A 23,676-nucleotide genomic window follows, 5' to 3' on the forward strand; every position below is an offset into this window, starting at 1 on the left:
TATCCCTCCTCTTGATTTTTATTCTAGCATAATCCGCAAAAAAAGCCGACTCTAAAATAGAGTCAGCTTTTTAATAAGATGAATGGCTTGTTTTATGGGTTTCTACATTTTCAAGGCGTATAAATCGCTTCAAAACCACTCTATTTTAGAGTTTTCGGTTTTAAAACTTCTCTTTCTCTACTTTTTTCTCGCGTCCCATCAACATATCAACGGCTTCGCCTGGATCTTTTTCGGCAAAAAGCACTTCGTAAATCGCTTTTGAAATCGGCATATCGATGTTCAGTTTTTCTGCCCAACCGTAAACCGCTTTTGCCGTTCGGACGCCTTCTACGACCATGCCCATGCTTTCTAGCACCTCATCTAAGCTTTTTCCCTTGCCAAGCATGTTACCAGCTCGCCAGTTGCGGGAGTGCACACTCGTACAGGTAACGATTAAATCGCCAATCCCTGTTAAGCCGTAAAACGTTTGCGGATGAGAACCTACAGCAACCCCTAGACGCGTAATTTCCGCCATTCCACGGGTCATTAATGCCGCTTTCGCATTATCTCCGTAGCCAAGACCGTCAGAAATCCCTGCACCTAACGCAATGATATTCTTAAGGGCTCCGCCAATTTCCGCACCTACAACATCTTCATTGGTATAAATGCGCAAATTATTGTTGATAAAAACGTCTTGAACTTGCTCGGCCAGCGCTAAATCATGGCTACTTGCACAAAGCGTTGTTGGATGACGAAGAGCGACTTCCTCGGCATGGCTCGGACCAGAAAGGACTACAATGCCTTTCCGTTTTGTCGCATCAATTTCTTCCGCAATCACTTCAGACATGCGTAAATTCGTTTCAGGTTCAATTCCTTTGCTTACATGAACAATGATTTTCGGCTCCGTAAGCGTGTCATTTAGCTGTTTACAAACGATGCGCATCGCATTTGTCGGAATCGCAATGACGAGCATATCTGCATGGCTGATTGCCTCTTCTAGCGAAAGCGTAGCCCGAATGGACTCCGGTAGCTGAATATCTGGAAGATAATGAGCATTTTTATGCGACTGGTTAATCTCATCAACAATCGCATGATGATTTCCCCAAATAAAAACCTCTTCATTATTGTCGGCTAAAACCATAGCAAGAGCAGTTCCCCAGCTTCCCGCACCGAGAACTGCGATTTGTTTTTTAGTCAAAATAAACTCCTCCATTTCTATTTCCGCTTACGTGGTATCACGCGAATTGGTGTCCCTTCAAATGGAAATGCTTCACGAATTCGGTTTTCTAAGAAGCGTTCATATGAAAAGTGCATAAGTTCGGGTTCATTGACAAACACAACAAAAGCGGGCGGTTTGACAGCCACTTGGGTCGTATAGAAAATTTTAAGTCGTTTTCCTTTATCCATCGGTGCCGGATTCATTGCAACGGCATCACTAATGACATCGTTAAGCATGCTCGACTGCACGCGCAGTGAATGATTGTCGCTCACTTGGTTGATAAGCGGGAACAAATTGGTCAAGCGCTTTTTCGTTAATGCTGATACAAAAACGATGGGTGCGTATGTTAGAAATTGGAATTGTTCGCGAATATCTTCCGTAAAAGTATTCATTGTTTTTTCATCTTTTTCGATGGCATCCCATTTATTTACGACGATGATAATCGCGCGGCCTGCATCGTGAGCATAGCCAGCAATTCGTTTATCTTGCTCGCGAATGCCTTCTTCGGCGTTTAAAACGACAAGGACGACATCGGAGCGCTCGATGGCGCGCATGGCACGTAAAACGCTGTATTTTTCAGTACTTTCGTAAACCTTCCCTTTTTTCCGCATACCGGCCGTATCGATCATAACGTATTCTTGATCTTCAAACGTATAACCGGTGTCAATCGCGTCGCGTGTCGTTCCTGCGATATTTGAGACGATAACTCGGTCTTCGCCTAGCATGGCGTTAATAAGTGAGGATTTCCCAACGTTCGGACGGCCGATTAATGAAAATTTAATCACATCATCATCGTATTCGTCCTCTTCTTCTTGCGGGAAATGTTTGCGTACTTCATCAAGCAAATCCCCGAGTCCTAACCCGTGCGAACCGGAAATTGGATAGGGCTCACCGAAACCAAGTGAATAAAAATCATACACTTGATCGCGCATTTCAGGGTTATCTACTTTGTTGACGGCCAGAACGACTGGCTTTTGCGAACGATATAAAATTTTAGCGACTTGTTCATCGGCATCAGTCACGCCTTCACGACCATTTGCAATAAAAATAATGACATCCGCTTCATCAATTGCGATTTCTGCTTGTGCACGGATTTGGTCTAAAAACGGCTCGTCGCCAATTTCGATTCCGCCCGTATCAATAATATTAAACTCTTTTCCAAGCCATTCTGCTGTATTGTAAATTCGGTCACGCGTTACGCCTGGGACATCTTCTACGATAGAAACACGTTCCCCGACAATGCGGTTAAAAATGGTCGATTTCCCAACGTTCGGTCGACCTACAATTGCTACAACTGGTTTCACCATTCTATTCACCTTCTTTTTCTTTCAAATTCCTATTTATCAGACTTTATTAAGTTTATCAGTAATTGCCCCTTATCGCAACAGCTGAAATTTAAACATAAAAAAAGCTTTACCAGAAAAAGATAAAGCTTGTGTGATACGTTTATGGCGGAGAAAGAGGGATTTGAACCCTCGCGCCGCGTTAGCGACCTACACCCTTAGCAGGGGCGCCTCTTCAGCCTCTTGAGTATTTCTCCGAGTGACTCCACAGGCAGGACTCGAACCTGCGACCGATCGGTTAACAGCCGATTGCTCTACCAACTGAGCTACTGTGGAATAAACTTAACAAATTTAATTATAATCAGCTTTTTATAAAAAAGCAAGCGAAATTTCAGTTGAAATTCCGCTTGCTTGAAGCTGTTCCATTCGCTATATATTGCAACTTCCCACCACATTTCCCGCACGCATAACGATTCACGTTAAACTTCCTTTTCCTAAAAAAGTCTTGCCCGCATTGTTCGCAAACATAGACGTGCTTCGGAATGTCCGGCTCGATAGCTTTACAAAAGCGCGGGGCATCGACTTCTTTTAAAAGGGCGCGAAATTCAGCGTCGCGGTGCATATAGCCTTTTCCTTCTAAATGCAAATGGTAATGGCAGAGTTCGTGCTTCATAATGCCTAAAAAATAGTCTGCGCCGTAATGAAACAAGTATTTCGGATTCATTTCAATATCGTGCGAACGAAGCAGGTAGCGCCCGCCCGTTGTCCGCAACCTTGAATTAAAACGCGCCTGATGTTTAAACACTTTATCAAAGTATCGAAGCGATGTTTCTTCCATCCATTTTTGTAATTCCGCTTGTTCCATTTTACGCCCCTGCAGGTCCTACCATAGAAAGTGCGATACGGTTTTTCTTCAAATCGACTTCTTCTACCCAGACGGTCACGATATCGCCTACTGAAACGACGCTCATTGGATTTTTGACGAACGAACGGCTTAGTTTCGAAATGTGAACTAGTCCATCTTGTTTGACACCGATATCAACAAAGGCTCCGAAATCTACCACATTTCGAACGGTCCCTTGAAGCTCCATTCCCGCTTTCAAATCCTCCATCTTGATAACGTCTTGTTTTAGCATGGGTGCTTGGAGCGAATCACGTAGGTCACGCCCGGGCGCAATTAGGTTTTGAATGATATCTTTTAGCGTTTCTACCCCGATTTCAAGTTCTTTGGCGGTTTCTGTGACATTCAAATCGGCGAGCGCTTGTTTTAAGCTGTCTGACCCGATATCTTTTACCGTATGATTAGCTTTTTCGATGAGTTGTTTCGCGGCAGCATAGCTTTCTGGGTGAATTGCGGTCTTATCAAGCGGATTCTTCCCTTCTAGAATTCGCATGAAGCCAATACTTTGCTCGTACGATTTTGCGCCAAGACGGGGCACTTTTTTCAGTTCGGCACGCGATTGAAATGGCCCGTTTTCCTCGCGATATTTGCGAATGTTCCCCGCAACCGTTTTGTTTAACCCTGCCACATATTGGAGCAACGCGGCTGATGCGGTATTCACGTTTACGCCAACTTGGTTTACAGCCGTTTCGACGACAAACGTCAAAGTATCATTTAATTTTTTCTGTGCTACGTCATGCTGATACTGGCCAACGCCAACTGATTTCGGATCGATTTTAACCAATTCGGCGAGCGGATCTTGCAGACGGCGACCAATTGAAACGGCGCTTCGTTCTTCGACTTGATAATCAGGAAACTCTTCACGCGCCACATCACTAGCGGAATAAACACTTGCGCCGGCTTCGTTTACAATCGTATAAAACGCTTGGCTATTTGCTTCTTTTATGACTTCTACAATAAATTGCTCAGTTTCTCGCGATGCCGTTCCATTACCAATGGCGATGATTTCAATAGCATATTTCGAAAGCCACTCGGTTACTTTTTGTTTAGCTTCTGGCCGGCGCGCTTTAGCTGTATGCGGATAAATAACGCCAATTTCAAGCACTTTTCCTGTAGAATCTAAAACGGCGAGTTTACAGCCTGTACGATACGCTGGGTCAACGCCTAACACGACTTTGCCTTTTAACGGCGGTTGCAAGAGTAATTTTCGCAAGTTTTCCGAAAAAATATCAATCGCATGATCTTCGGCGATTTCGCTTAACTCGGCGCGAATTTCACGTTCAATTGCTGGTCCAATGAAACGTTTGTAGGCATCTAAAATCGCGACGCGGACGACTTGAACGGAAGCGTTCTCCTTTTTCGGCAACATGCTTTCTTCCAAAAAGTGGTGAATTTTCGTCGTATCGACTTGTACAGCAACACGGAGAACGCCTTCTTTTTCGCCGCGGTTGAAAGCAAGGACACGGTGATTTTGCATTTTAGCAATCATTTCTTGATACTCGTAATACATTTCGTAAACAGCTTTTTCGTCCTCAGCATCGTTTTTCTTCGTGGAAACAATCATCCCAAATTTACGCGTGAAATCGCGAATCCATTTGCGATACTCCGCCACATCGCTCACTTGTTCGGCGATAATTTCGTGCGCACCTTGCAGCGCTTCTTCGGCAGTTTGAACGTTGTTTTCAGCCGAAATATAACGCGCCGCCTCTTCTTCAGGATTTCCGTCAGAAAATGTGAGTAACCATTCAGCGAGTGGCAGTAAACCTTGTTCCTTCGCAATGGTCGCTTTTGTTCTTTTCTTTTGTTTAAAAGGGCGGTAAAGGTCTTCTAATGTTTGTTGTTTATCCGTCCCTAAAATTTGTTTACGTAGTTCTTCCGTTAATTTTCCTTGTTCCTCAATTAAACGAATGACTTCTTCTTTTCGCGCCTCTAGCTTGGTGATATATTGGTAAGTTTCTTCAATATCTCGAATTTCGACTTCGTCAAGACTGCCCGTTTTTTCTTTACGGTAGCGGGCGATAAACGGTACGGTATTCCCTTCTTCAAGCAATCCAATTACTGCATCAATTTGCGCGGGCTTATAAGTTAATTTCTTGTAAATAAATGGTAAGACACTTTTTTCCACGGTATGTACCTCCTCGAACTTCCTTCTTTTCTAGTGTATCAATAAATAGAAAAAACTGCCATTTAAAAATGACAGTTCGGTTCTCTATTCGGGAAATTTCCCAAGCACAAAAGTAACATCATCCATTGGTATATCCGGCACTAAGCGCTCGATGTCGTATCCCGTTTTCGCAAGGCACTGCGCTGAAGTTAAATAATTTTTCACTTTTTTTAAAACTAATCCGTCTGAATGAAGCAGAAATTTTGAGCCGGGCTTAAATTCCATATTCTTTTGCTTAAAATGCTGTTTTCTTCCAGACAGAAACCCAGTTGTAGAAAGCGGAAAACTTAATTTCCCATGACTATCAAGCATGTAAAAACGAATGTTACCAAGAGCGACATATGCCAACTTTTGTGTTTTAAAATGGGCGCGTATAATGGCAACTGCAGCACCTCGAAGGCCAGAAACAGCCTGATTGCAATGTTCTATCATAGTCACCAAATCCGCCTCTGGTTCACTTTCCACAGTGTCCGTTATGGCTTTCGCTGCAAGATGCGCCTCGTAACCACTTCCTAATCCATCTGCTAAAACGCATAAAAAATGATCGTCTTTTTCATACGTGTAAAAAACATCACCACAATACTGCTGGAGCAGCTTAGCGCGTTGGAAAGTGAATAAATCTAATTTATTCTCCGTTGCCATTTCAATCCACTTCCTCATTTTGCAAAGCATCTCGCAACTTTTTGATGGCTTGGCGTTGAATACGTGATACGTGCATTTGCGAAATATCAAGCAGTTCGCCTGTTTCTTTTTGACTGCGATTTTCAATAAACGTATATTGCAAAATTTTCTGCTCACGTTCATCTAAAACTGGAAGTACCTTTTCTAAAAGCATCCGTTGATTCACTTGTTCAAAACCGTCATCATTGTTACCGACAACGTCTAAAAGTGTAATCGTACTGCCGTCTGAATCTGCTTCAATAGAATGGTCAACAGAAAGTGCTTGATAGCTCTTGCCCATTTCCATTGCTTCCAAGACCTCTTCTTCAGAAACACCAATGTAAGCGGCGATGTCTTTGATTTGCGGTGAGGTTTGCATTTCCCGTGTCAGCTCTTCAACCGCATTTTTAATTTTAGGTCCAAGTTCTTTTATTCGTCTCGGCACGTGGACACTCCACGTTTTATCTCGTAAAAACCGCTTGATTTCGCCGACAATAGTTGGGACAGCAAATGCTTCAAAGCTTTTACCAAAAGTGGCATCATAGCGACGAATTGCTCCGAGCAGGCCAATGTTTCCGACTTGAACTAAATCTTCATGAAAAGACTTTCCTTGCGAATATTTACGCGCGATGGACTCAACCAAGTTTTTATAGTGCACAACGAGCTGATACTGCGCCTCGTCATCGCCCGTCTCTTGGTAAGCCTGAATCCATTCATAGACTTTTGCTTTTGCGGCATCTTTATCAGGTTGAGACACTCTCTGCATTCTCCCCCACCTGCTTTTCATCAATATATTTGGTCATTACAACGGAAACTCCGTCATCATAATACAACTTCACATCGTCCATAAGTGTTTCAATCAGAAATAATCCTAAGCCTCCAATGCGCATAACATCTGTTTCATCTCCAACTTTGTATGGCCCAATATCGGCTTTTTTCGCTTCTGGATTAAAACTTTTTCCTTTGTCTGTGACAATAACGTCTAGTTTGTCTTCATATAACTTAAACTCAATTCTCACTTCACCGTCTGCCACTTCTTTTAACCCGTGATGAATCGAATTCGTTATCGCTTCGCTCACGGCAATTTTTAAATCCTCAATTGCTTCATAGGAGAAACCGGCTTGACTTGCAATACCAGAAAGCGCAAGGCGACCAAGACTCACATATTCTGGTTTTGCCGGAAGCAGTAGCTCAATTTTATCACACGTTGTTGCCATTCATTTCACCCTCTATATTTTTGATTTCAATAATATCCGACAGTCCAGTAATTTCAAATAGGCGATACAATCGTTCAGAAAGACCAATGAGCACCAATTCGCTCTCGTTTGAGCGCAAGTTTTTAAATACGCCCACAAAAACGCCAAGTCCTGTACTATCCATATAACCAACTTCTGTTAAATCGACTTTTAAAACAAAACGCTTTTTATCTTGAAAACCTTCAAGCGCTTCTTTTAGTTTTGGAGCCGTATAGGCGTCGATTTCCCCAATGACAAAAGCACTTGCCGTATTTTCATTCTGCTCTTTAATTTCGATTTTAATGTTCATTTTGTCACCTCATTAAATTTTGGTATACCCAGTGCTATTACCCTAACCCTTTTGTCTTTAAACCTGCTTGCTTCGCTTTATTGCGATTAGCGTAAAATCATCATGCAATAAAAAATTTTGCATTTTAAGTAAATGATTATAAATGGCCTCAACCATTTTTTGTGGTTCTAAATGTATGTATGTGTCAAAAATCTTAATCAAGTCATCTCGTTCGATGAAATCATTTCCCACTTTAGCTTCCGTAACGCCATCTGACATGATGAAAATGACATCTTCTTCGGCTACCTCTTTTTCAAATTCGCGATACTGCGCCTGTTTATCCACGCCAAGTGGCAATCCTTTAGCATATAAATCTGAAAATGTTGCGGTTTCTGCTTGATAATGCAAGCCCAGTTCATGCCCCGCCGAACTATACTCGAATAAATGTGCATCCGCATGGTAAACTCCAAAAAACATCGTAATAAACATGTTGTCATTAATATTTTCTTCGGCAATTTCATTTAAAGATTCAAGCACTGTTCTAGGTGTAAACTTTTCGCCGACCATATTGTTTAGTGCGTATTTTATCATCGAAATACTAAAAGCAGCTGGGATACCTTTACCGACAACATCAGCAAGTGCAACGGAGACTTTATCTGGAACCAATTCGTCGCGGATAAACGAATAATAATCTCCGCTCATCTGTCTTGCTGATCTACTGACAACACCAAATTCCATGCCTTCTTGACAAGGCAAATCGGTTTTCATTAACGTTTTTTGAATCGTCTCAGCTTGTTCAATTTCGCTTCGAAGCGCACGTTGCTCTGTTCGCAAGCTGATATGCTCTAAATAGGCTAAACCATAGCCAATCATCATTTCCAGTAAAACATCAAATGATTTTCTGACATGTTCCGGCAAATTTGAATCATATTCTTCAAGAACAGAACGATGAATGTTAATAATTTCTTCTGGTGGAATATTATTTTCCATAGCCACTTTTGTTAGTTTTTCACAGCTATATAAAATTTCCTCATCCTGATGTTGTAAATATTCAAATAAAATCTCTTTATATTGCTCATTAAATCGTTCGTTCATTTTAATTGCCCCCTAGCGAACCCACTTCGTTGCAACAATGATCGTCCCTTTTTCGTCCCCACTTGTGTAGGAATCAATATTAAAACTATCCATAAGACGTTTTACTCCTGGGAGCCCTGCACCTAATCCGCCTGATGTTGTAAAGCCATCTTGCATAACTTTTCTAATATCCAAAATACCTGGTCCTTTATCTTTTGCTTCAATTTGTAACCCTTGTTTTCCCGTTTCAGTTACTTTCGTAATACATATTTCCCCTGTTCCAGCGTAGAGAAAGATATTTCTTGCAAGCTCACTAATGGCTGTTGTAATTCTCGCTTGATCAACTGTACCAAAGCCAATTTCTTTTGAAATTTTTCTTCCAAGTTGTCTAGCTGAAACAATATCCCATTCATCCGTAATTTTTACACAGGATTGGAAATTCATCTCTATTCCCCCAATTCCTGTTTCAATTTTTCAAGGCCACTTTCAAGATCCATGGCTGAAAGAACACCTTCAAATGTAATTCCAAGTTCAATTAATGTAATCGCGACTGCTGGTTGTATTCCCGTTACAACAACACGCGCTCCCATTAATTTTGACATACTGACGACATCCCCTAGAATTTTAGCAATAAAAGAATCAATAAAATCAATGGACGTAATATCAATCACGACTCCACGAGCAGAAGTTTCATGAATTTTCGCCAGAAGGTCTTCTTGAAATTCCATCGCTGTTTTATCATCTAGTTCACTTTGAATCGAAATTAATAAACATTCACCTAATTTCAAAATTGGAATCCCCACAGTTTCACCCCTCTTTTTCTACTATTTCTCTATTTGTTAAAGCTAGTGCACGTTCCATTCCTTTCTTCAAGGTGTTTGTTGTAATAATCTGATCAAGTTCTATCCCTAAATTAACGATGGTCTGTGCAATTTCTGGTCGAATACCAACAAGCATCGGCTGGCAGCCAACGAGCCGAACTGCTTCAGAAGCTTGGATAATATGGTGTGCAACCATTGTATCTACAACTGGAACACCTGTAATGTCAATGAGCACTACTTCAGAACGATGCTTGACAACCCCCATAAGTAGGTTTTCCATAATTTGACGTGCGCGTTCTGTATCGATGGTTCCGATTAAAGGCATGACGGAGATGTTGTTAAAAATCGGTAAGAGCGGTGCCGATAATTCTTGTAGTGCCAGTCTTTGAATTGAAACAGTTTTTTCCCACGTATCTGCATAAGCTGTTACGATTTTGTTATACATGGAAGATAACCAGTTTTCAAAACGATAATAAGCGTCTTTTTCCGCTGTGGCCTCTCTTTTTTTGAAAAATGCTTCATCACGAATTTGTTTGTAGACGAGCAATCCGAAAATGCGTAAACCGGTTGTTACAAAATGTACCGGCCAGCCTAAGAGCACTACTTTCTCAGCAAAATCGTCTAGTTTATCATTGAATGTTTCTATTTCAATGACGTTTGAAATGATTAAATCAATAAATTCATGACTTGTTTCTTCATACATGACTTCCGTTATAACATCGGATATTCGTGAATCTAGCTGTAGCTTCATCTCATTCATCCATTCGGATAAAATGTCATCTCGATTTAAACGGATAAAATTCGCAAAATCTTTATACATCGTGTTAAAATCCAACCTTTCTTCTACCACCTAGTTAAACTCTCTTTTTGTTTCAAAAAACCTGCCATAAGGAAACATTTTTTGAACAACATAGGTTCGATGCTTCTTATGCCAGGTACTTCAGACATTTCAATATGATTGTTTAGAATTATGTACAAGTAGCCCGTCATTTAAAACGTCTTTTTCGCGAAATCTTGACCCTATTACCATCATTCGTTTTTCCCATTTGATTATGTATTTTTTAGAACTCAACAATTCCTAAACTAATTTCAAGTGCGCGATTTACTTTATCCATGAGTTCATCGTCCAAATGGGTGATTTTATCTGTTAAACGCTGCTTATCTATCGTTCTAACCTGCTCTAGTAAGATAACCGAATCTCGGTCAAAACCATGTTTTTTGGTTGCTTCAATATGTGTGGGTAGTTTTGCTTTCTGAATTTTCGCAGTAATGGCCGCAACAATAACGGTTGGGCTAAAACGATTGCCGATGTCGTTTTGAATGATGAGAACAGGCCGTACCCCCCCCTGCTCGCTACCGACCACGGGGGAAAGATCCGCGTAGTAAACATCACCACGCTTAATCAAAAGCCTAACCTCCTAATACTTCAATATTCTTACTTTCTGCCTCTGCCTCAACATGAGTGCATTCACAAGCGATTGCAAAATTAATTTTGGCCATTTCTGTGTAGCCACGTTCCATTTCTGTGCGCATTTCACGTGCCTTCTTCTGTTTCAAAAATTCTTGAGTTGCTTCCATAATTACTTCACTCCGCTCCACTTTTTCTTCTTCTACTAGACGGTCGAGTTCATCAATCACTGCTTGAGACAAAACAATAGAAATTTCTTTGTGTTGTTCTCTTTCTAACACGTCTTACACCCCCAAAGCTGCGTACAAAACTTGTATCACCTCTATGGTACCATTATGTGCTATTTTAGAAAAGTATTTTTATGGTTTTTCTAAGTAAAATAAGCAAATTCTAGCTATTAGTCCTATGGAAACGGAAAATTTTCAGGCCAATCTAGTTATTTTGTATTATGCACTACATTATAAACTTCCTTTTTAATAAAAGCACGAAAATAGACTTCTAAGATGGATAAATTCTTGGTAAGCGGTCTGATAATAAACACGTTACCTCATAATTAATGGTATCTAAATACTCGGCTACGTCGGTCGCAGATATTGAGGTAGCGCCGTCTTTCCCGATTATCGTTACTTTTGTCCCAACATCAACATAATTGGGGAGGCGGATTATAAGTTGGTCCATGCAGACACGCCCGATGATTTCACATGGTTTGCCGGCTACTAAAACGTGGAAGCCGCTGTAGTGACGGATTATTCCGTCTGCGTAACCAATTGGGACTGTTCCGACCCATTCGTTTTTGTTCGCTTCATAAGTTGCGCCGTAGCTCACGTGGTCGGAAGGGTGCAATTCTTTTACTTGCACGATTTTTGAAAAAAGGGAGAGTGCCGGCTGTAATTTAAATGGCAATTTCGCTTCAATTTCGGTTGATGGCGGGAGCCCGTACATGCCGATGCCGAAGCGGATTGCGTTGAACTGGTTTTGCGCTTTTGCATGTAAAAGCGATGTGGCGGAATTGGCAGCGTGAACGTAGCGCGGCTTTTCTGGTAGTGCGGTTAGCATGTCTTGGAATTTGTCCCACTGCGCATTAAAATATGTTGTATCGATTTCGTCGGCGGTTGCAAAATGCGTGTAGATGCCTTCGAAATGCAGCTGCGCATTTTCGTTCAGGCTTTTTAGAGCCGTTTTTATTTCTGGTTTTGTGCGGAAGCCTAGGCGGCCCATTCCGGTATCGACCTTTAGGTGAATTTTAAGCGGGCGGCTGCCCCCATTTAAGTCTAGTTCGTCAAAAAAGGCTTGGTGAAAAACGGTAATGGAGATGTCGTTTTCGCTAGCTAAGGCGGCGTCTTCAACTAAAATGGCGCCCATGACTAAAATTGGATCGCTAAATCCGGCCGCACGAAGCGCTAACGCTTCGTCAAGAATGGCTACGCAAAAACCTGTGGCACCTGCTTTTTTTGCGGCTTCCGCGACGGGAATCATGCCGTGTCCGTAAGCATTGGCTTTTACAACAGCGAAGATTTCGACGTTTTTAGGTAGTTGTTTTTGTTCGTTTTTAATATTGGCTTCAATTGCGTTTAAATTCACTTCGATCCATGTCGGTCTATGCCATCCGGTTACCATTTGAAACACTCGCTTTCCTTAAATTTCGATAATGACTTGCGCGGCGGCTGAACGGCCTGTGTGCGTGATGCTCACGAAAACTCGCTCGCCCGGTATTTGCGGCTTCAAAAGCTGCGGTTCGCCGCTTTCTCCTGTTAAAATTTCAACGTCGAGAAAACTTAGCTCCTTGCCAAATCCAGTGCCATTTGCTTTGGCGTATGCCTCTTTTGCAGAAAATCGTCCCGCTAAAAATTCCACTTGGCGTCCGCCTGTAAATGTGTGGTACAAATTTTGTTCCTCCGCGGTTAAAATGCGTTCAACAAAACGCGGATTTTGTTCGACTGCGCGCTGAATTCGTTCTAGGTCAATCATGTCGAGCCCAATACCTTTAATCAATCGTTTCCACCTCATTCAAAAGTCTGTTTGCGCCTAGTTCTGCTCCCCGAATACAATCTGGGATTCCTACACCATTATAGCTCATTCCAGCGAATTCAACACGCGGATAGTTTGCCGCCAAGTTCTGTTTGAATGCGCTAAGGCGCTCAATATGTCCAACATCGTATTGCGGCATGGCGTGGTTCATTCGACTGACCTCTGCAAAAAGTGGCGTTTCCGTAAGGTTCATCATTTTTTTATAGTTGTTTAAAACAATAGCGGTTAGTTCTTCGTCACTCTTCTCCGCGACTAAATTTTCGCCTGATTTCCCGACGAAACCGCGGAGGAGCATCTTGCCATCCGGCACCATGTGCGGCCATTTTTTATGTACCCACGTGCAGGCGGTCGTTTCGTCATTTCCGGTTCGTGCGACGAGGTAGCCAGTTCCTTCTGGCAAATTGGCGCGACTGGCATTTTCGTATGCGATGGAAACGGTAGCGAGCGTTGTGAGCGGTCTATTTTGAAATGGCGCGGTCGTTTCCGCGTCTAGAAGCGTGACGAGCGCATCATGTGTTGCGGCGATTAAAATGGCATCAGCCTCTTCGGTCGTTCCATCTGAAAATCCTACCGCATAGCTACTGCCTCGTTTCGAAATGTGAGTAGCCTGCTTGTTCGCGTGCAGCCGTTCAGTCGGCAGCTTGCGCAAAAGTTCCGCTGGCAATTCAGATAAGCCGCCAGAGAGCGTGCGAAAAGCCCCAATTGTATTTTTCGTGCCAGTCGTACTCATCTTCGCGTCACTCGGCGTCTTTAGCCCTTCCATCAAACTCCCAGCTTTCAAAATCGCCTGCTCGAATTGTGGGAACGTCGCGCGTAAGCTCATCTCATAAATATTCCCCGCGTAAATCCCCGAAAGTAGTGGCTCCACCAAACGTTTAACGAGCTCATGGCCGAATCTCGCCTCAAAAAATTCACCTAACGAGACGTCTTTTGAAGCAGACTCATATGGCAGGGTTTTCTCCAAAATCGCTCTTTCTTTCCCCGCTGCCGTCAACAAACTACTCGCAAGAAGTGCCTGTTCATCAGTCGGAATGCCCATCACAGAGCCTTCTGGGATTGGGTGCAGCCGTCCTTCGTTAAAAATATATGAGCGCCCCGTCGCGTTCGCAATCAGCTTGTCCGCTAGCCCGAGCTCATGTACTAATTCCACTCCCGCCGGTTTTCTGGCTAAAAAGGAGTCTGGCCCTTTCTCAATTAAAAAGCCGTCCCGTTTCACTGTTTCAAATTTCCCGCCAAACGTTTCAGCCTGCTCATACAAATCCCAAGCTACGTCTTCACGTTTGCTTTTTTCTATCGTATACGCCGCAGTGAGCCCTGAAAGCCCGCCACCAATAATTAAAATCCGTTTCAAATCCAATCCGCCCCTTCATGTAAGTTTCCACGTCTATTTTAGCACAAAAAAGCATCCCCTTTAAACAAGAGAATGCCAAATTGCTTACTTCTTCGTCGTCCGGTAACGGAGTGGCTGAACAAAAGCGCCAAAAAGCCCAGCAAAATCCCATTAAAAATAGAATCTGCCAGACTTTCATCAAATTGGGTCGAGTATCCGCTCTAAAAATTGTTTGGTGCGTGTTTCTTTCGGGTTTTTGAAAAATTCGTTTGGTTCGCCTTTTTCAACGACAACGCCGCCGTCCATGAAGACTACTTGATTCGCCACGTGTTCTGCGAATTTAAGTTCATGCGTCACAACAATCATCGTCCAGCCTTCTGCGGCAAGTTCCTTCATAACGCGAAGCACATCGCCTACAAGTTCAGGGTCAAGCGCTGAGGTCGGTTCATCAAACAATAATAACTTCGGCTTCATCGCGAGTGCTCTTGCAATGCCCACACGTTGCTCTTGCCCACCAGAAAGTTCATATGGATATTGGTTCGCCTGCGCCTCTAAATTCACTTTTTTAAGTAGCGCGAGCGCCGCATCACGAGCCTTTTGCTTATCCGTCTTCAACACTTGAACAGGGCCTTCCATCACATTTTCAAGCGCAGTTTTATGCGGAAAAAGATTGTAACTTTGGAACACCATCGATGACTCGCGGCGCACATCTGCAATTTGTTTTTTTGTTAGTTTCTTGGAAAAATCAACGGTCAAGTCATCAAAACGGAGGACTCCTTCTTCCGGAACCTCAAGCGCGTTTAGCGAGCGCAAAAATGTAGTTTTGCCAGAGCCAGACGGCCCAATGATGACCGTTACACTTCCTTTTTCAACAGCTAAATCGATGCCTTTTAGCACTTCGTTTTCGCCAAATTTCTTATGAACGTTTTTTGCTTCCACATACATATTAGACGCCTCCTTACTTTGCAACATAGCGGTCTAGCCTTTTCTCCAAGCGATTTTGAATCCCGGATAAAAAGACACAAAGAATCCAGTATAGTAGCCCTGCTTCCATATAAATCAGTAAAAATTCATAACTTGTCGCAGCAATTTCTTGTGCCTTCCGAAAAAGTTCAGAAACGAGCACAAGCGAGGCGAGTGACGTATCTTTTACAAGACTAATAAACGTATTCGAAAGTGGCGGCACGGACACTCGTGCGGCTTGCGGAATGATAATCCGAAACAGAGTTTGACTGTAGTTCATCCCAATTGTGTAGCCTGCTTCCCACTGTCCTTTTGGGACGGATTGAATGGAACCGCGCACAATTTCTGCAGCGTAACCTCCGACGTTCAGTGAAAAAGCAATGACCGCAGCTAGGAAGGGATCAAATTTTAATCCAATCGTAGGTAAGCCATAAAAAATCACGAAAAGTTGCACGAGAAGCGGCGTTCCGCGAATGATTGACACGTAAGCGCGCCCTAATCCTCGCAATACTTTTGAACTGGATAGACGGCAAAGTGCGATGAAAAGCGCGATGACCATACCGATAATAAATGAAATTAGCGCAAGCGGAATTGTATATTCAATTCCGCCTTTCACCATCGGCCAAAACGCTTCTTTTAGCACATCCCAGTTCAAATTATTAAACGAGATTTCCCCGAGACTAATTGGTAACATCTTCACCAAACCATTTTTCGGAAATCTTTTGTAATGTGCCGTCTTCTTTCATCGCTTTAATTTCCTTATCAAATGGCGCTTTTAACCCTGTATCTTTACGAAAAGCGAAAGCAGAGCTGCTCGTTTCTTGATCGAGTTCGGCAGCAATTTTAATATCTTTATCGCCCGTTTCTTGAATATAATCTAAAACCGCAAGTTTGTCATTGACCGTTGCGTCTACGCGCCCTTGTTTAATGAGCTCAAGCGACTGCGCTAGCCCTTCCACGGACTGAATATCTGCATTCGCATCTTTTGCGATTTGGCCATAGTTACTGGTTAAACTTTGGGCTACTTTGACGCCTTTTAAATCATCAATCGATTGAATCGAATCATTATCCTTAGCGGTCACAATAACGGCCGTGCTTTTCGAGTATGGCAGTGACAAATCATATTTCTTTTCACGTTCGGCGTTAATCCCAACTTGGTTGGCAATCACATCAAAACGCGATGCATTTAATCCAGCGAACATCGAGTCCCACTGAGTTTCTTCAAATTTCGTTTTAATGCCTAAACGTTTAGCTACTTCATTAATCACATCAATATCATAACCGGTTAATTTATTCGTTTTACTATCATGAAAAGTGAATGGACGATAAGTTCCTTCCGTTCCGACAGTTAGAACACCATCTTTTTTCACTTGATCATAGATTGAATCATCAGCTGATTTTGAATCGCCCCCGTCTGAACTCGAGCAAGCTACAAGAACCACAGCAAGAAGAGATGTAAATAAAACGGCAAGTAATTTTTTCATTTTGAAACGCTCCTTTTTTGTGTCAGACCTTCAGAAAATCAAACTATTCCGATTTAAATAGAAGGGATTGACTTCATACATAAATTGATTTTAGCAATTCTGTGTTCATTTTAGGTAAATTTCCTATTTTTTGCAAGCAAATCGACTTACCAAAGATAAGTGCGCGGCTCGCCATATAAAAAAAGCTAAAGCAATTAGGCTTTAGCTCTCAGGGCGATACCAGGCGTATAGTTCAGTTGTTTGTTCGTCGCCTAAATAGCGCAGGTAGGCGGCTGTACTGCTGTTACCGGATTTAATCGCGATTTGGATATGGTTGGTTTTGCTTTTTGCCATCCACACACTTTGGCGTACGTGCATCGCTTGAATGCGTTCTTTACGAACTAGATGCGATGTTTTAGACAGAAACGGTCTGGATCTAAAAAGAACGGTTCCGCTTGCAAAATGAAATCCCGTGGCGCGGTAGCTAAGAATGGCTTTTAGTACGGCTAGAGCCGGTAAAATGAGTGCGATGAAGCCAAGTGGATAAAACAGCACGCTTGCTACGATGGCCGGAATGATGGTCCAGATGAAATAAATCCAGATGAAGCGTTTTAAGCTTGATTTTGGCGCATGTTTTAGCGCCTCATTCGGCACATGATATTGCGGGAGCACGTCTTGAATGATTGTTAGTGCTTCTTTTTTCTTCATAATCGGGAGCATTAAAATATCGCCTGAATGTTCCTTGTCGCCAGAACTTCCTGCTGTAATTAGTTTGACGGCAACTAAACCGAGCATTTGGCGAAAAGGCGATTCGGTGATGATGACACCTTGAATTCGCTCCAAGCGGATAGTCGTGTGATTTCGTTGCAGCAAGCCCTTTTCAATTTCCAAATGTTGCTCAAATTGTTTTAACTTAAACTGGAAATATTTAAACAGCGTGGCTACAATCGAAACGCCCCACATGATAAGCAGCGCTAAAATGGCGAGAATGACAAACATGAACACGCCTAACTTGACGATTTGATCATAGCTTTCGGAAATCAGGTCATCTGGTATCACTTCTTGAAATTGGCCAAATAAAGCTAGCAAAATCACAAAACCGCCGAGCACCCCACTTGAAGTAACTGCCATCAGCAGCAATTGGTTCGTTTTAAGCGTAATCGTTTGAATGGGCTTCTCCGATTCTTTTATTTTCGGAACATCAAACGGATTTTCCAAATTGTTCTCTTCTATTGTAGCAGCTTCTTCGCGTTTTCCTTCGCGTAAATCGCGCAATTCAGTTGCCACACTTTTTGGAACCGCGGATAAGTCGCCTTCTGCTTTTCCTTTCGTGCCAGCCGTTTCAATTAGAATTTGCGTCACATTAAATGGTATGTAGAAAAACCATTGCTTCTCTTGAATCGTTTGAATTCTTTCATAAGGAATATAAATATTTTTCCGAAACACGAAACCATATTTAATCCGAATTCCTTCCGCTTCAAGCGTATAGCGATATGTCATATACTTAAGAAACGCAGGTGCCAAAATAAGTAAGGCCAGTAAAATTAGTATTAAAACTAAGAGCCACATTGGCAAAAAACCATTGTTTCGAATCGCCTGAAATGCCGAGAAAAAACCAACGAAGATTGGAACAATATTTTGTCTAACGTTCACAATGATTTCTTTAATAAGCGCAATCGGATGGAGTTTTCTTTCCTCAAACATCTTCTTTCGCCACCTTTACAAGCTCTAAGATGTGATGGCGCAGCTCATCCGAAATCGAGGCGTTGACTGCTTCAATCACGTGAGCTCCCGCTGCTGTTGTAATGGAAAGCGACACCAAATTTTGCATACGTAAAAGTGGTCCTTGCGCTGTTTCGACGTGCTGAATCCGAATCATCGGAATTAAAACGCGGCTTCTGAAAATGATGCCGTGTTGGATTTCAATTTCATCATGACGAATTTGGTAGCTCCACCTTTTCCATCTATACGGGATAAGGAACAGATAGCAAAATAAAAAATACGCTAATGTTACCGAAAAGCCAATTAAACTGAATCCAAGATTTATATTTGAGAAATAAAAAACAGTGAAAAGCGCAACAGAAATAAGTAATAAAATGGCACCGTTAATCCCATACGTTTGACGCCATACCGTTTTAATTTCTGGCGGTAACTGTTTTTCCAATTGTTTTAGTTCCACTAAAGCCCCTCCTTTTTATTTCATCATACTGTATTTTAGTTTACAATAAAAGACTTTATTCATGGTTTGTTCATAATTTTGTGCTATTATGAATTTACAAACCATTCTAGGGGGTTTTAGAATGCGAAAAAAAGCTAATTTATTTGTTGTTTCGGTCGTCGTTTTTGCTGTATTTTGCTGGGTTGCCCCGCTTGCGAAAGCCGCACCAGTACCAGAATCCGAGATTACATACTCGGCAAAAACGTCCGAAGAACTTTCCGATATGTTTTTAATTGATGACTATACATTTGATTCGCCATACGTCGTTATGAATACGAAAAATCAAGCAACTGTGATGTTTGGTACAACTTCCGAGGTGAAAATCGCGTATTCTTTTCAAAACAAGAAAATGACTGGGCAATCCTTCACAGAAAGTCATCAATTTACGATTTCTAATTTAAAACCGGGTGAAAATCATATTTCGCTAGAAAGCACCGACAAGAACGGGCAAATTCAAACGGCAACATTAACGATTAAAGTTCCTATTGAAAATACCCACTCTAAGAAAAAATGGTCCTATTTATCCTTTAAAAATCTTGCTGCAACACGAGAAATTGAACAACATGATTAGAAACCATCTTCATGCACTTAATAAAAGCCTTGTCGGACGAGCCGACAAGGCTTTTTCATTCTATAATCTCTTTAAATTTCACACGTTTATTAATAAAATACATAATCGGAATGCCAATTCCCATCACTGTCAGTTCGCCAATTGCGCACGTTAACCATGTGAAGAAAAATGGTAATCCAAATGCTAGATGTAGTTCAAAGGCGATGATGAACATTGTGAAGGAAAAGACGAGCGTGTTTACAATCATGCGCCAAATCGTTCCCTTTACGTATTTCATGATGCCGAACATCAAGAGCATCGTTATGACAGATTGCCCTACGCCAAAGACTAAATCATACCAGCCAAGTGGCGAATATAAATTTGTGATGAGCACGCCAAGCGCGATTCCCCAAAAATATTTTTTACTGAATACAATTAGATGGTTGAACAATTCTGGCACCCTGAACTGGATGGCGCCAAACGCTATCGGCTGAATTAAAAAGCCCACAATAACGTACAGTGCAGCCACGATGGCGTTAGCCGTGATTAATTTTATTTTCATTGTTTTCGCTCCCTAGTTTTTTTACGTAGGATGGTTTCGAACTACGTGTTTATCAAACTATATCATTATAGCTTAGTTCATTCGTAAAGGAAAGACTTATTTTTTTCAAAAAAAGAAGATTTTTCTCTTGCATTTTCTGAAAATGGGTTTATAATCAATATAGACTTTAAATATCCATGATGGATATCGGATATCCCTAAAGTACTTTTGAACAAAATCGAGGTGAACATGATGAAACTCACAAAGGGTCTGGAGCAAGCCGTTTGCATTATTACACTCTTGTCAACGCAGGATAACCGGGCACCGCTCGCATCGGACGCGATTAGCGAACGTCTACTTGTCTCTCCTTCTTACTTAAAAAAAATCATGCGCAAACTAGTTGTGAAAAACATTATCAGGTCCGTTCCTGGAAATAACGGTGGTTTCTTTTTGGCAAGAAGTCCCGAGCAAATCAGTTTATTCGAGATTGTTGAAGCTGTTGAGGGCGAGACAAATTCGTACCCCAATAGCGGGTTGATTAAAACTGTGTTTGGTGACATCCGAAAAGAAGCAGCAGAAAAAGGCGAGACGATTTTAACACATGCGTTTAGCGCAGCGGATCAAGTGTGGAAAGACGCGCTTAAAAAGCAAACTGTGGCCGACTTACTTTTAGAAACACTTGGACGTGACAAACTTCCATATACGAACTGGAATGAAATTAACCCCGAATTACATTTTTAAGATTGGTGATGATAGTAGTGTTTAAAAACGAATGGAAACGACTGTTTAATAATAAAATTTTACTTATTTCTTCCATCGTTATTTTGTTTATTCCGATTTTATACGGCGCATTTTTCTTAAAATCCGTTTGGGATCCATACGGTAAAACTGGCGATTTGCCTGTTGCCGTTGTGAATCACGACGCGCCTGTAAATTATGAAGGAAAAACGCTTGAGGTCGGCGATGAACTCGTAAGTAACTTAAAGAAAAATAATGACTTAGATTGGAATTTCGTAAGTGCAAGCGAAGCAGAAAAAGGACTAGATAATGGAAAATACTACATGATTGTCACAATTCCTAAAGACTTCTCCAAAAATGCTTCCACTATCCTAGATGATAATCCAAAAAAAATGGATTTAACGTATAAAATTAATCCTTCACAAAACTACATCGGTGAAGTCGTCACGCAACAAGGCGCAAATCAACTCAAAAATGAAGTTGCAACAAGCGTCACTAAAGAATATGCCAAAAGTGTTTTTGCCAAAATTAAAGAAGTTGGCGCAGGCATGACAGAAGCAGCGGACGGCGCGCAAAAACTAAATGACGGCGCTAGTAAGCTTTCTGACGGCAACAAAACGATTACGGAAAACTTAAACAAACTCGCAAAAAGCACGCTTACGTTTAAAAACGGGGCGGAGAGCGCAAATGACGGGGCAGCAAAACTACAAGACGGCGCTGACCAAATTAATGTCGCTGTTGGGCAAGCAATTGGTGGCGCTGGTAAACTGACAGACGGCGCGAACAAAATCGCAAATGGCGCAAATGATTTAAATAGCGGACAAAGTACCTTCAGTGGCAAATTGAATCAATATACAAATGGCGTAAGCCAGTCGGCTGATGGAACCGCACAACTGTACCCGGCGATGAGCCAACTAAACGGCGGCTTAGGTCAGCTACAAGGACAACTTCCTGCATTATCAGGCGGCGTTAACCAATTAGCTAGCGGCCAAAAAGACTTAAATAGTGGCATCAGCCAATTGGTATCAGGACTTGACCAAGCCGCACAAAATGTAGAAGCAAGCATTAAAGAAGGCAACTCTACAGAAACACAAAATAACATTAAAGCATTAGAAACAGGCGTGGCACAGCTCGAAGCTGGCATCGCACAACTAAATGCAAATGTTAATGCGACCGGAACTGGCGACAACAATGCACTCTCCAAACAATTAACCACACTGAAATCCGGCCTCGAAACATTAAAACTAAGCAACACATCTTCCTACGATTCCGCCATCGATCAAGGTGTCAACCAAGCCATTCAACAAGCCGGAATCGATCCCAACTCAGAAGAAGCGCGCACAATTATCGCAGCGGCTAAGCAAGGCGCGAAATCAGGCGCTAGTAGCGTAAATACCGCGCAAAATCAAGAAATCGACAAAGCGCTAACACAAATCACGAATTCACTTCCATCTATGAAAGCATTATCCGAAGGCATCGCAGAGCTAAACGGCGGAGCACCAAAAGTAACAGCAGGCGTCAACACGCTTACTACCTCCACACAAAACTCGCTTGCCAAAATGCAAACTCTTGCTGATGGATTAAATCAATTAAAAGCAGGTGCAGTGAAAGCGGAAAGCGGCAGCACACAACTTGTTAGCGGTACAAGTCAGTTACAAGCAAAAGTACCAACCCTTTCAAACGGCGTAAACAAGTTGTCAGATGGGTCACAGCAAATCACAACAGGGCTTGGCAGTCTAAACGGTGGGCTCCAAACTTTATCCCGCAACAACGGAGCATTAAACGGCGCTAGTGCGCAATTAGCAGCTGGTTCTGCCACCCTTTCAAACGGTGCGAACGCACTAAGCGGCGGACTCAATCAACTTTCCGCACAGCTACCAACACTTCACGCTGGAACAAATGCACTCTCAAACGGCCTTACCTCGCTAAGTGGCGGCATCGCACAGCTTTCTAGTGGGGCCGGTCAAATTAGTGACGGGTCACAGCAACTGGCAGACGGCTCAGAAACACTTGGCACCGGTTTAAACCAAGTTGGTGATGGTTCAAAAGAGCTTTCCGAAAAACTCGGTGACGGCGCAGAGCAAGTGAACGACACGAAGGCAACCGACAAAACATTCAACATGTTCGCAACCCCAACAAAACTTTCTGAGGAAAAAATTAGCGAAGTTCCAAACTACGGCCATGGTTTAGCGCCATACGTCTTGTCACTTGGGCTTTATGTGGGCGCATTAGTATTTAACTTCATCTTCCCAATCCGTCGCCCTTCGATGACGCCAACAAGCGGTCTATCGTGGTGGTTCAGCAAATTCTCGATTGGCTTTGTTGCTGCGGTTTTACAAGCTATTATTTTAGATGTCATTATGCTCATGCTCGGTCTTGGGGTCGAAAATCTCGCCCAGTTCATCACGATTTCTATTCTTACTTCACTCACATACATGTTCCTCGTGATGTTCCTTGCAATGAGTTTCGGAAATCCAGGTCGCTTCATTGCGATGGTACTACTCGTCTTGCAACTCGGTGGTGCTGGCGGTACATTCCCAATGCCACTCACCAACTCATTCTTTAACTTTATTCACCCGTTCCTTCCAATGTCCTACTCCGTTTACGGATTTAGACAAGCCATCTCTGCTGGGTTAGGAAATACGGTATTTGTGCATAGCGCCATTATCCTGTTCGTCATCTTCATCGCGTTCAACCTCCTACTAATTGGCACAATGTATTTAAGAAAAAACAAACGATTTAAAACAGACAGCCAAAGTTTAATTGAACAAGAAGCGTAAGTTAAAAACCCACAGGATCTTATAAAAAATCC

Annotated in this window: 26 protein-coding genes, 2 tRNA genes and 1 riboswitch; of the genes, 3 read left to right on the forward strand and 25 right to left on the reverse strand. The window is 42.3% G+C overall.

The window, feature by feature from the left end:
• Nucleotides 1-160: 160 nt before the first annotated feature.
• The 24 genes from CFS04_RS03200 to CFS04_RS03315 all read right to left on the reverse strand — a co-directional run bounded on the left by CFS04_RS03200 (nucleotide 161) and on the right by CFS04_RS03315 (nucleotide 18,996).
• Nucleotides 161-1,177 (reverse strand): NAD(P)H-dependent glycerol-3-phosphate dehydrogenase, encoded by a 1,017-nt coding sequence (locus CFS04_RS03200; protein ID WP_088809176.1) that lies wholly within the window; start codon nucleotides 1,175-1,177, stop codon nucleotides 161-163.
• 17 nt (nucleotides 1,178-1,194) lie between these two features.
• Complete coding sequence (gene der, locus CFS04_RS03205; protein ID WP_088809177.1) at nucleotides 1,195-2,505, reverse strand: ribosome biogenesis GTPase Der; 1,311 nt, start codon at nucleotides 2,503-2,505, stop codon at nucleotides 1,195-1,197.
• 142 nt (nucleotides 2,506-2,647) lie between these two features.
• Nucleotides 2,648-2,738, reverse strand: a tRNA-Ser gene (locus tag CFS04_RS03210).
• Between the two features lie 6 nt (nucleotides 2,739-2,744).
• Nucleotides 2,745-2,817: transfer RNA gene (locus CFS04_RS03215), tRNA-Asn, on the reverse strand.
• A 55-nt stretch (nucleotides 2,818-2,872) separates the two neighbouring features.
• The gene (locus CFS04_RS03220; protein WP_088809178.1) at nucleotides 2,873-3,346 is read right to left on the reverse strand and encodes a SprT family protein; all 474 of its coding nucleotides are present in this window, start codon (nucleotides 3,344-3,346) and stop codon (nucleotides 2,873-2,875) included.
• A 1-nt stretch (nucleotide 3,347) separates the two neighbouring features.
• Complete coding sequence (locus tag CFS04_RS03225; RefSeq protein WP_088809179.1) at nucleotides 3,348-5,507, reverse strand: Tex family protein; 2,160 nt, start codon at nucleotides 5,505-5,507, stop codon at nucleotides 3,348-3,350.
• An 84-nt stretch (nucleotides 5,508-5,591) separates the two neighbouring features.
• Nucleotides 5,592-6,194: a PP2C family serine/threonine-protein phosphatase gene (locus tag CFS04_RS03230; protein WP_179946377.1), complete on the reverse strand. Its 603-nt coding sequence runs from the start codon at nucleotides 6,192-6,194 to the stop codon at nucleotides 5,592-5,594.
• Entirely contained in the window at nucleotides 6,190-6,972 is a 783-nt protein-coding gene (gene sigB, locus CFS04_RS03235) for an RNA polymerase sigma factor SigB (RefSeq protein WP_088809181.1), read from the reverse strand. The genes CFS04_RS03230 and sigB overlap by 5 nt, the downstream gene beginning before the upstream one ends.
• Nucleotides 6,950-7,423, reverse strand: coding sequence for an anti-sigma B factor RsbW (rsbW, locus tag CFS04_RS03240; RefSeq protein ID WP_088809182.1), 474 nt, complete (start codon nucleotides 7,421-7,423; stop codon nucleotides 6,950-6,952). Before rsbW ends, sigB begins: the two co-directional genes overlap by 23 nt.
• Complete coding sequence (locus tag CFS04_RS03245) at nucleotides 7,407-7,751, reverse strand: STAS domain-containing protein (protein WP_088809183.1); 345 nt, start codon at nucleotides 7,749-7,751, stop codon at nucleotides 7,407-7,409. Before CFS04_RS03245 ends, rsbW begins: the two co-directional genes overlap by 17 nt.
• A 57-nt stretch (nucleotides 7,752-7,808) precedes the next feature.
• Nucleotides 7,809-8,825 (reverse strand): PP2C family protein-serine/threonine phosphatase, encoded by a 1,017-nt coding sequence (locus CFS04_RS03250; RefSeq protein ID WP_088809184.1) that lies wholly within the window; start codon nucleotides 8,823-8,825, stop codon nucleotides 7,809-7,811.
• 12 nt (nucleotides 8,826-8,837) lie between these two features.
• Nucleotides 8,838-9,248, reverse strand: a complete 411-nt coding sequence (locus CFS04_RS03255; protein ID WP_088809185.1) for an anti-sigma regulatory factor — start codon at nucleotides 9,246-9,248, stop codon at nucleotides 8,838-8,840.
• Nucleotides 9,249-9,250: 2 nt separating this feature from the next.
• Complete coding sequence (locus tag CFS04_RS03260) at nucleotides 9,251-9,607, reverse strand: STAS domain-containing protein (protein ID WP_088809186.1); 357 nt, start codon at nucleotides 9,605-9,607, stop codon at nucleotides 9,251-9,253.
• A 4-nt stretch (nucleotides 9,608-9,611) separates the two neighbouring features.
• On the reverse strand, nucleotides 9,612-10,445 hold the full coding sequence (locus tag CFS04_RS03265) for an RsbT co-antagonist protein RsbRA (protein ID WP_088809448.1): 834 nt from the start codon (nucleotides 10,443-10,445) through the stop codon (nucleotides 9,612-9,614).
• A gap of 241 nt (nucleotides 10,446-10,686) precedes the next feature.
• The gene (locus CFS04_RS03270) at nucleotides 10,687-11,031 is read right to left on the reverse strand and encodes a type II toxin-antitoxin system PemK/MazF family toxin (RefSeq protein WP_088809187.1); all 345 of its coding nucleotides are present in this window, start codon (nucleotides 11,029-11,031) and stop codon (nucleotides 10,687-10,689) included.
• Nucleotides 11,032-11,035: 4 nt separating this feature from the next.
• On the reverse strand, nucleotides 11,036-11,314 hold the full coding sequence (locus tag CFS04_RS03275; RefSeq protein WP_088809188.1) for a CopG family transcriptional regulator: 279 nt from the start codon (nucleotides 11,312-11,314) through the stop codon (nucleotides 11,036-11,038).
• A 217-nt stretch (nucleotides 11,315-11,531) separates the two neighbouring features.
• Nucleotides 11,532-12,650, reverse strand: coding sequence for an alanine racemase (gene alr, locus CFS04_RS03280; RefSeq protein ID WP_088809189.1), 1,119 nt, complete (start codon nucleotides 12,648-12,650; stop codon nucleotides 11,532-11,534).
• Nucleotides 12,651-12,668: 18 nt separating this feature from the next.
• Nucleotides 12,669-13,025 (reverse strand): holo-ACP synthase, encoded by a 357-nt coding sequence (acpS, locus tag CFS04_RS03285; protein WP_088809190.1) that lies wholly within the window; start codon nucleotides 13,023-13,025, stop codon nucleotides 12,669-12,671.
• On the reverse strand, nucleotides 13,018-14,412 hold the full coding sequence (gene hemG / locus CFS04_RS03290) for a protoporphyrinogen oxidase (protein ID WP_088809191.1): 1,395 nt from the start codon (nucleotides 14,410-14,412) through the stop codon (nucleotides 13,018-13,020). The genes acpS and hemG overlap by 8 nt, the downstream gene beginning before the upstream one ends.
• A 177-nt stretch (nucleotides 14,413-14,589) precedes the next feature.
• Nucleotides 14,590-15,336: an amino acid ABC transporter ATP-binding protein gene (locus tag CFS04_RS03295; protein WP_088809192.1), complete on the reverse strand. Its 747-nt coding sequence runs from the start codon at nucleotides 15,334-15,336 to the stop codon at nucleotides 14,590-14,592.
• Between the two features lie 13 nt (nucleotides 15,337-15,349).
• A complete protein-coding gene (locus CFS04_RS03300) occupies nucleotides 15,350-16,048 on the reverse strand; it encodes an amino acid ABC transporter permease (protein ID WP_088809193.1) in 699 nt (232 codons plus the stop codon).
• The gene (locus CFS04_RS03305; protein ID WP_088809194.1) at nucleotides 16,035-16,838 is read right to left on the reverse strand and encodes an amino acid ABC transporter substrate-binding protein; all 804 of its coding nucleotides are present in this window, start codon (nucleotides 16,836-16,838) and stop codon (nucleotides 16,035-16,037) included. Before CFS04_RS03305 ends, CFS04_RS03300 begins: the two co-directional genes overlap by 14 nt.
• A gap of 201 nt (nucleotides 16,839-17,039) precedes the next feature.
• Nucleotides 17,040-18,521 (reverse strand): PH domain-containing protein, encoded by a 1,482-nt coding sequence (locus CFS04_RS03310; RefSeq protein ID WP_088809195.1) that lies wholly within the window; start codon nucleotides 18,519-18,521, stop codon nucleotides 17,040-17,042.
• Entirely contained in the window at nucleotides 18,514-18,996 is a 483-nt protein-coding gene (locus CFS04_RS03315) for a PH domain-containing protein (protein WP_088809196.1), read from the reverse strand. Before CFS04_RS03315 ends, CFS04_RS03310 begins: the two co-directional genes overlap by 8 nt.
• A 121-nt stretch (nucleotides 18,997-19,117) precedes the next feature.
• On the opposite strand from CFS04_RS03315, the gene CFS04_RS03320 reads away from it, so the two are divergent.
• Complete coding sequence (locus CFS04_RS03320) at nucleotides 19,118-19,606, forward strand: hypothetical protein (protein WP_088809197.1); 489 nt, start codon at nucleotides 19,118-19,120, stop codon at nucleotides 19,604-19,606.
• Between the two features lie 55 nt (nucleotides 19,607-19,661).
• Here the strand turns inward: CFS04_RS03320 and CFS04_RS03325 are convergent, their stop codons facing one another.
• The gene (locus tag CFS04_RS03325; RefSeq protein WP_088809198.1) at nucleotides 19,662-20,147 is read right to left on the reverse strand and encodes a QueT transporter family protein; all 486 of its coding nucleotides are present in this window, start codon (nucleotides 20,145-20,147) and stop codon (nucleotides 19,662-19,664) included.
• 6 nt (nucleotides 20,148-20,153) lie between these two features.
• A riboswitch (PreQ1 riboswitch) is annotated at nucleotides 20,154-20,198 on the reverse strand.
• Between the two features lie 180 nt (nucleotides 20,199-20,378).
• Between CFS04_RS03325 and CFS04_RS03330 the strand changes: the two genes are divergently transcribed.
• The gene (locus CFS04_RS03330) at nucleotides 20,379-20,867 is read left to right on the forward strand and encodes an Rrf2 family transcriptional regulator (protein WP_088809199.1); all 489 of its coding nucleotides are present in this window, start codon (nucleotides 20,379-20,381) and stop codon (nucleotides 20,865-20,867) included.
• Nucleotides 20,868-20,875: 8 nt separating this feature from the next.
• On the forward strand, nucleotides 20,876-23,644 hold the full coding sequence (locus CFS04_RS03335) for a YhgE/Pip family protein (RefSeq protein ID WP_369821510.1): 2,769 nt from the start codon (nucleotides 20,876-20,878) through the stop codon (nucleotides 23,642-23,644).
• The last annotated feature ends 32 nt before the right edge of the window (nucleotides 23,645-23,676 follow it).

Source organism: Listeria sp. ILCC796 (assembly GCF_900186175.1).
Taxonomy (GTDB): Bacteria; Bacillota; Bacilli; order Lactobacillales; family Listeriaceae; genus Listeria; species Listeria goaensis.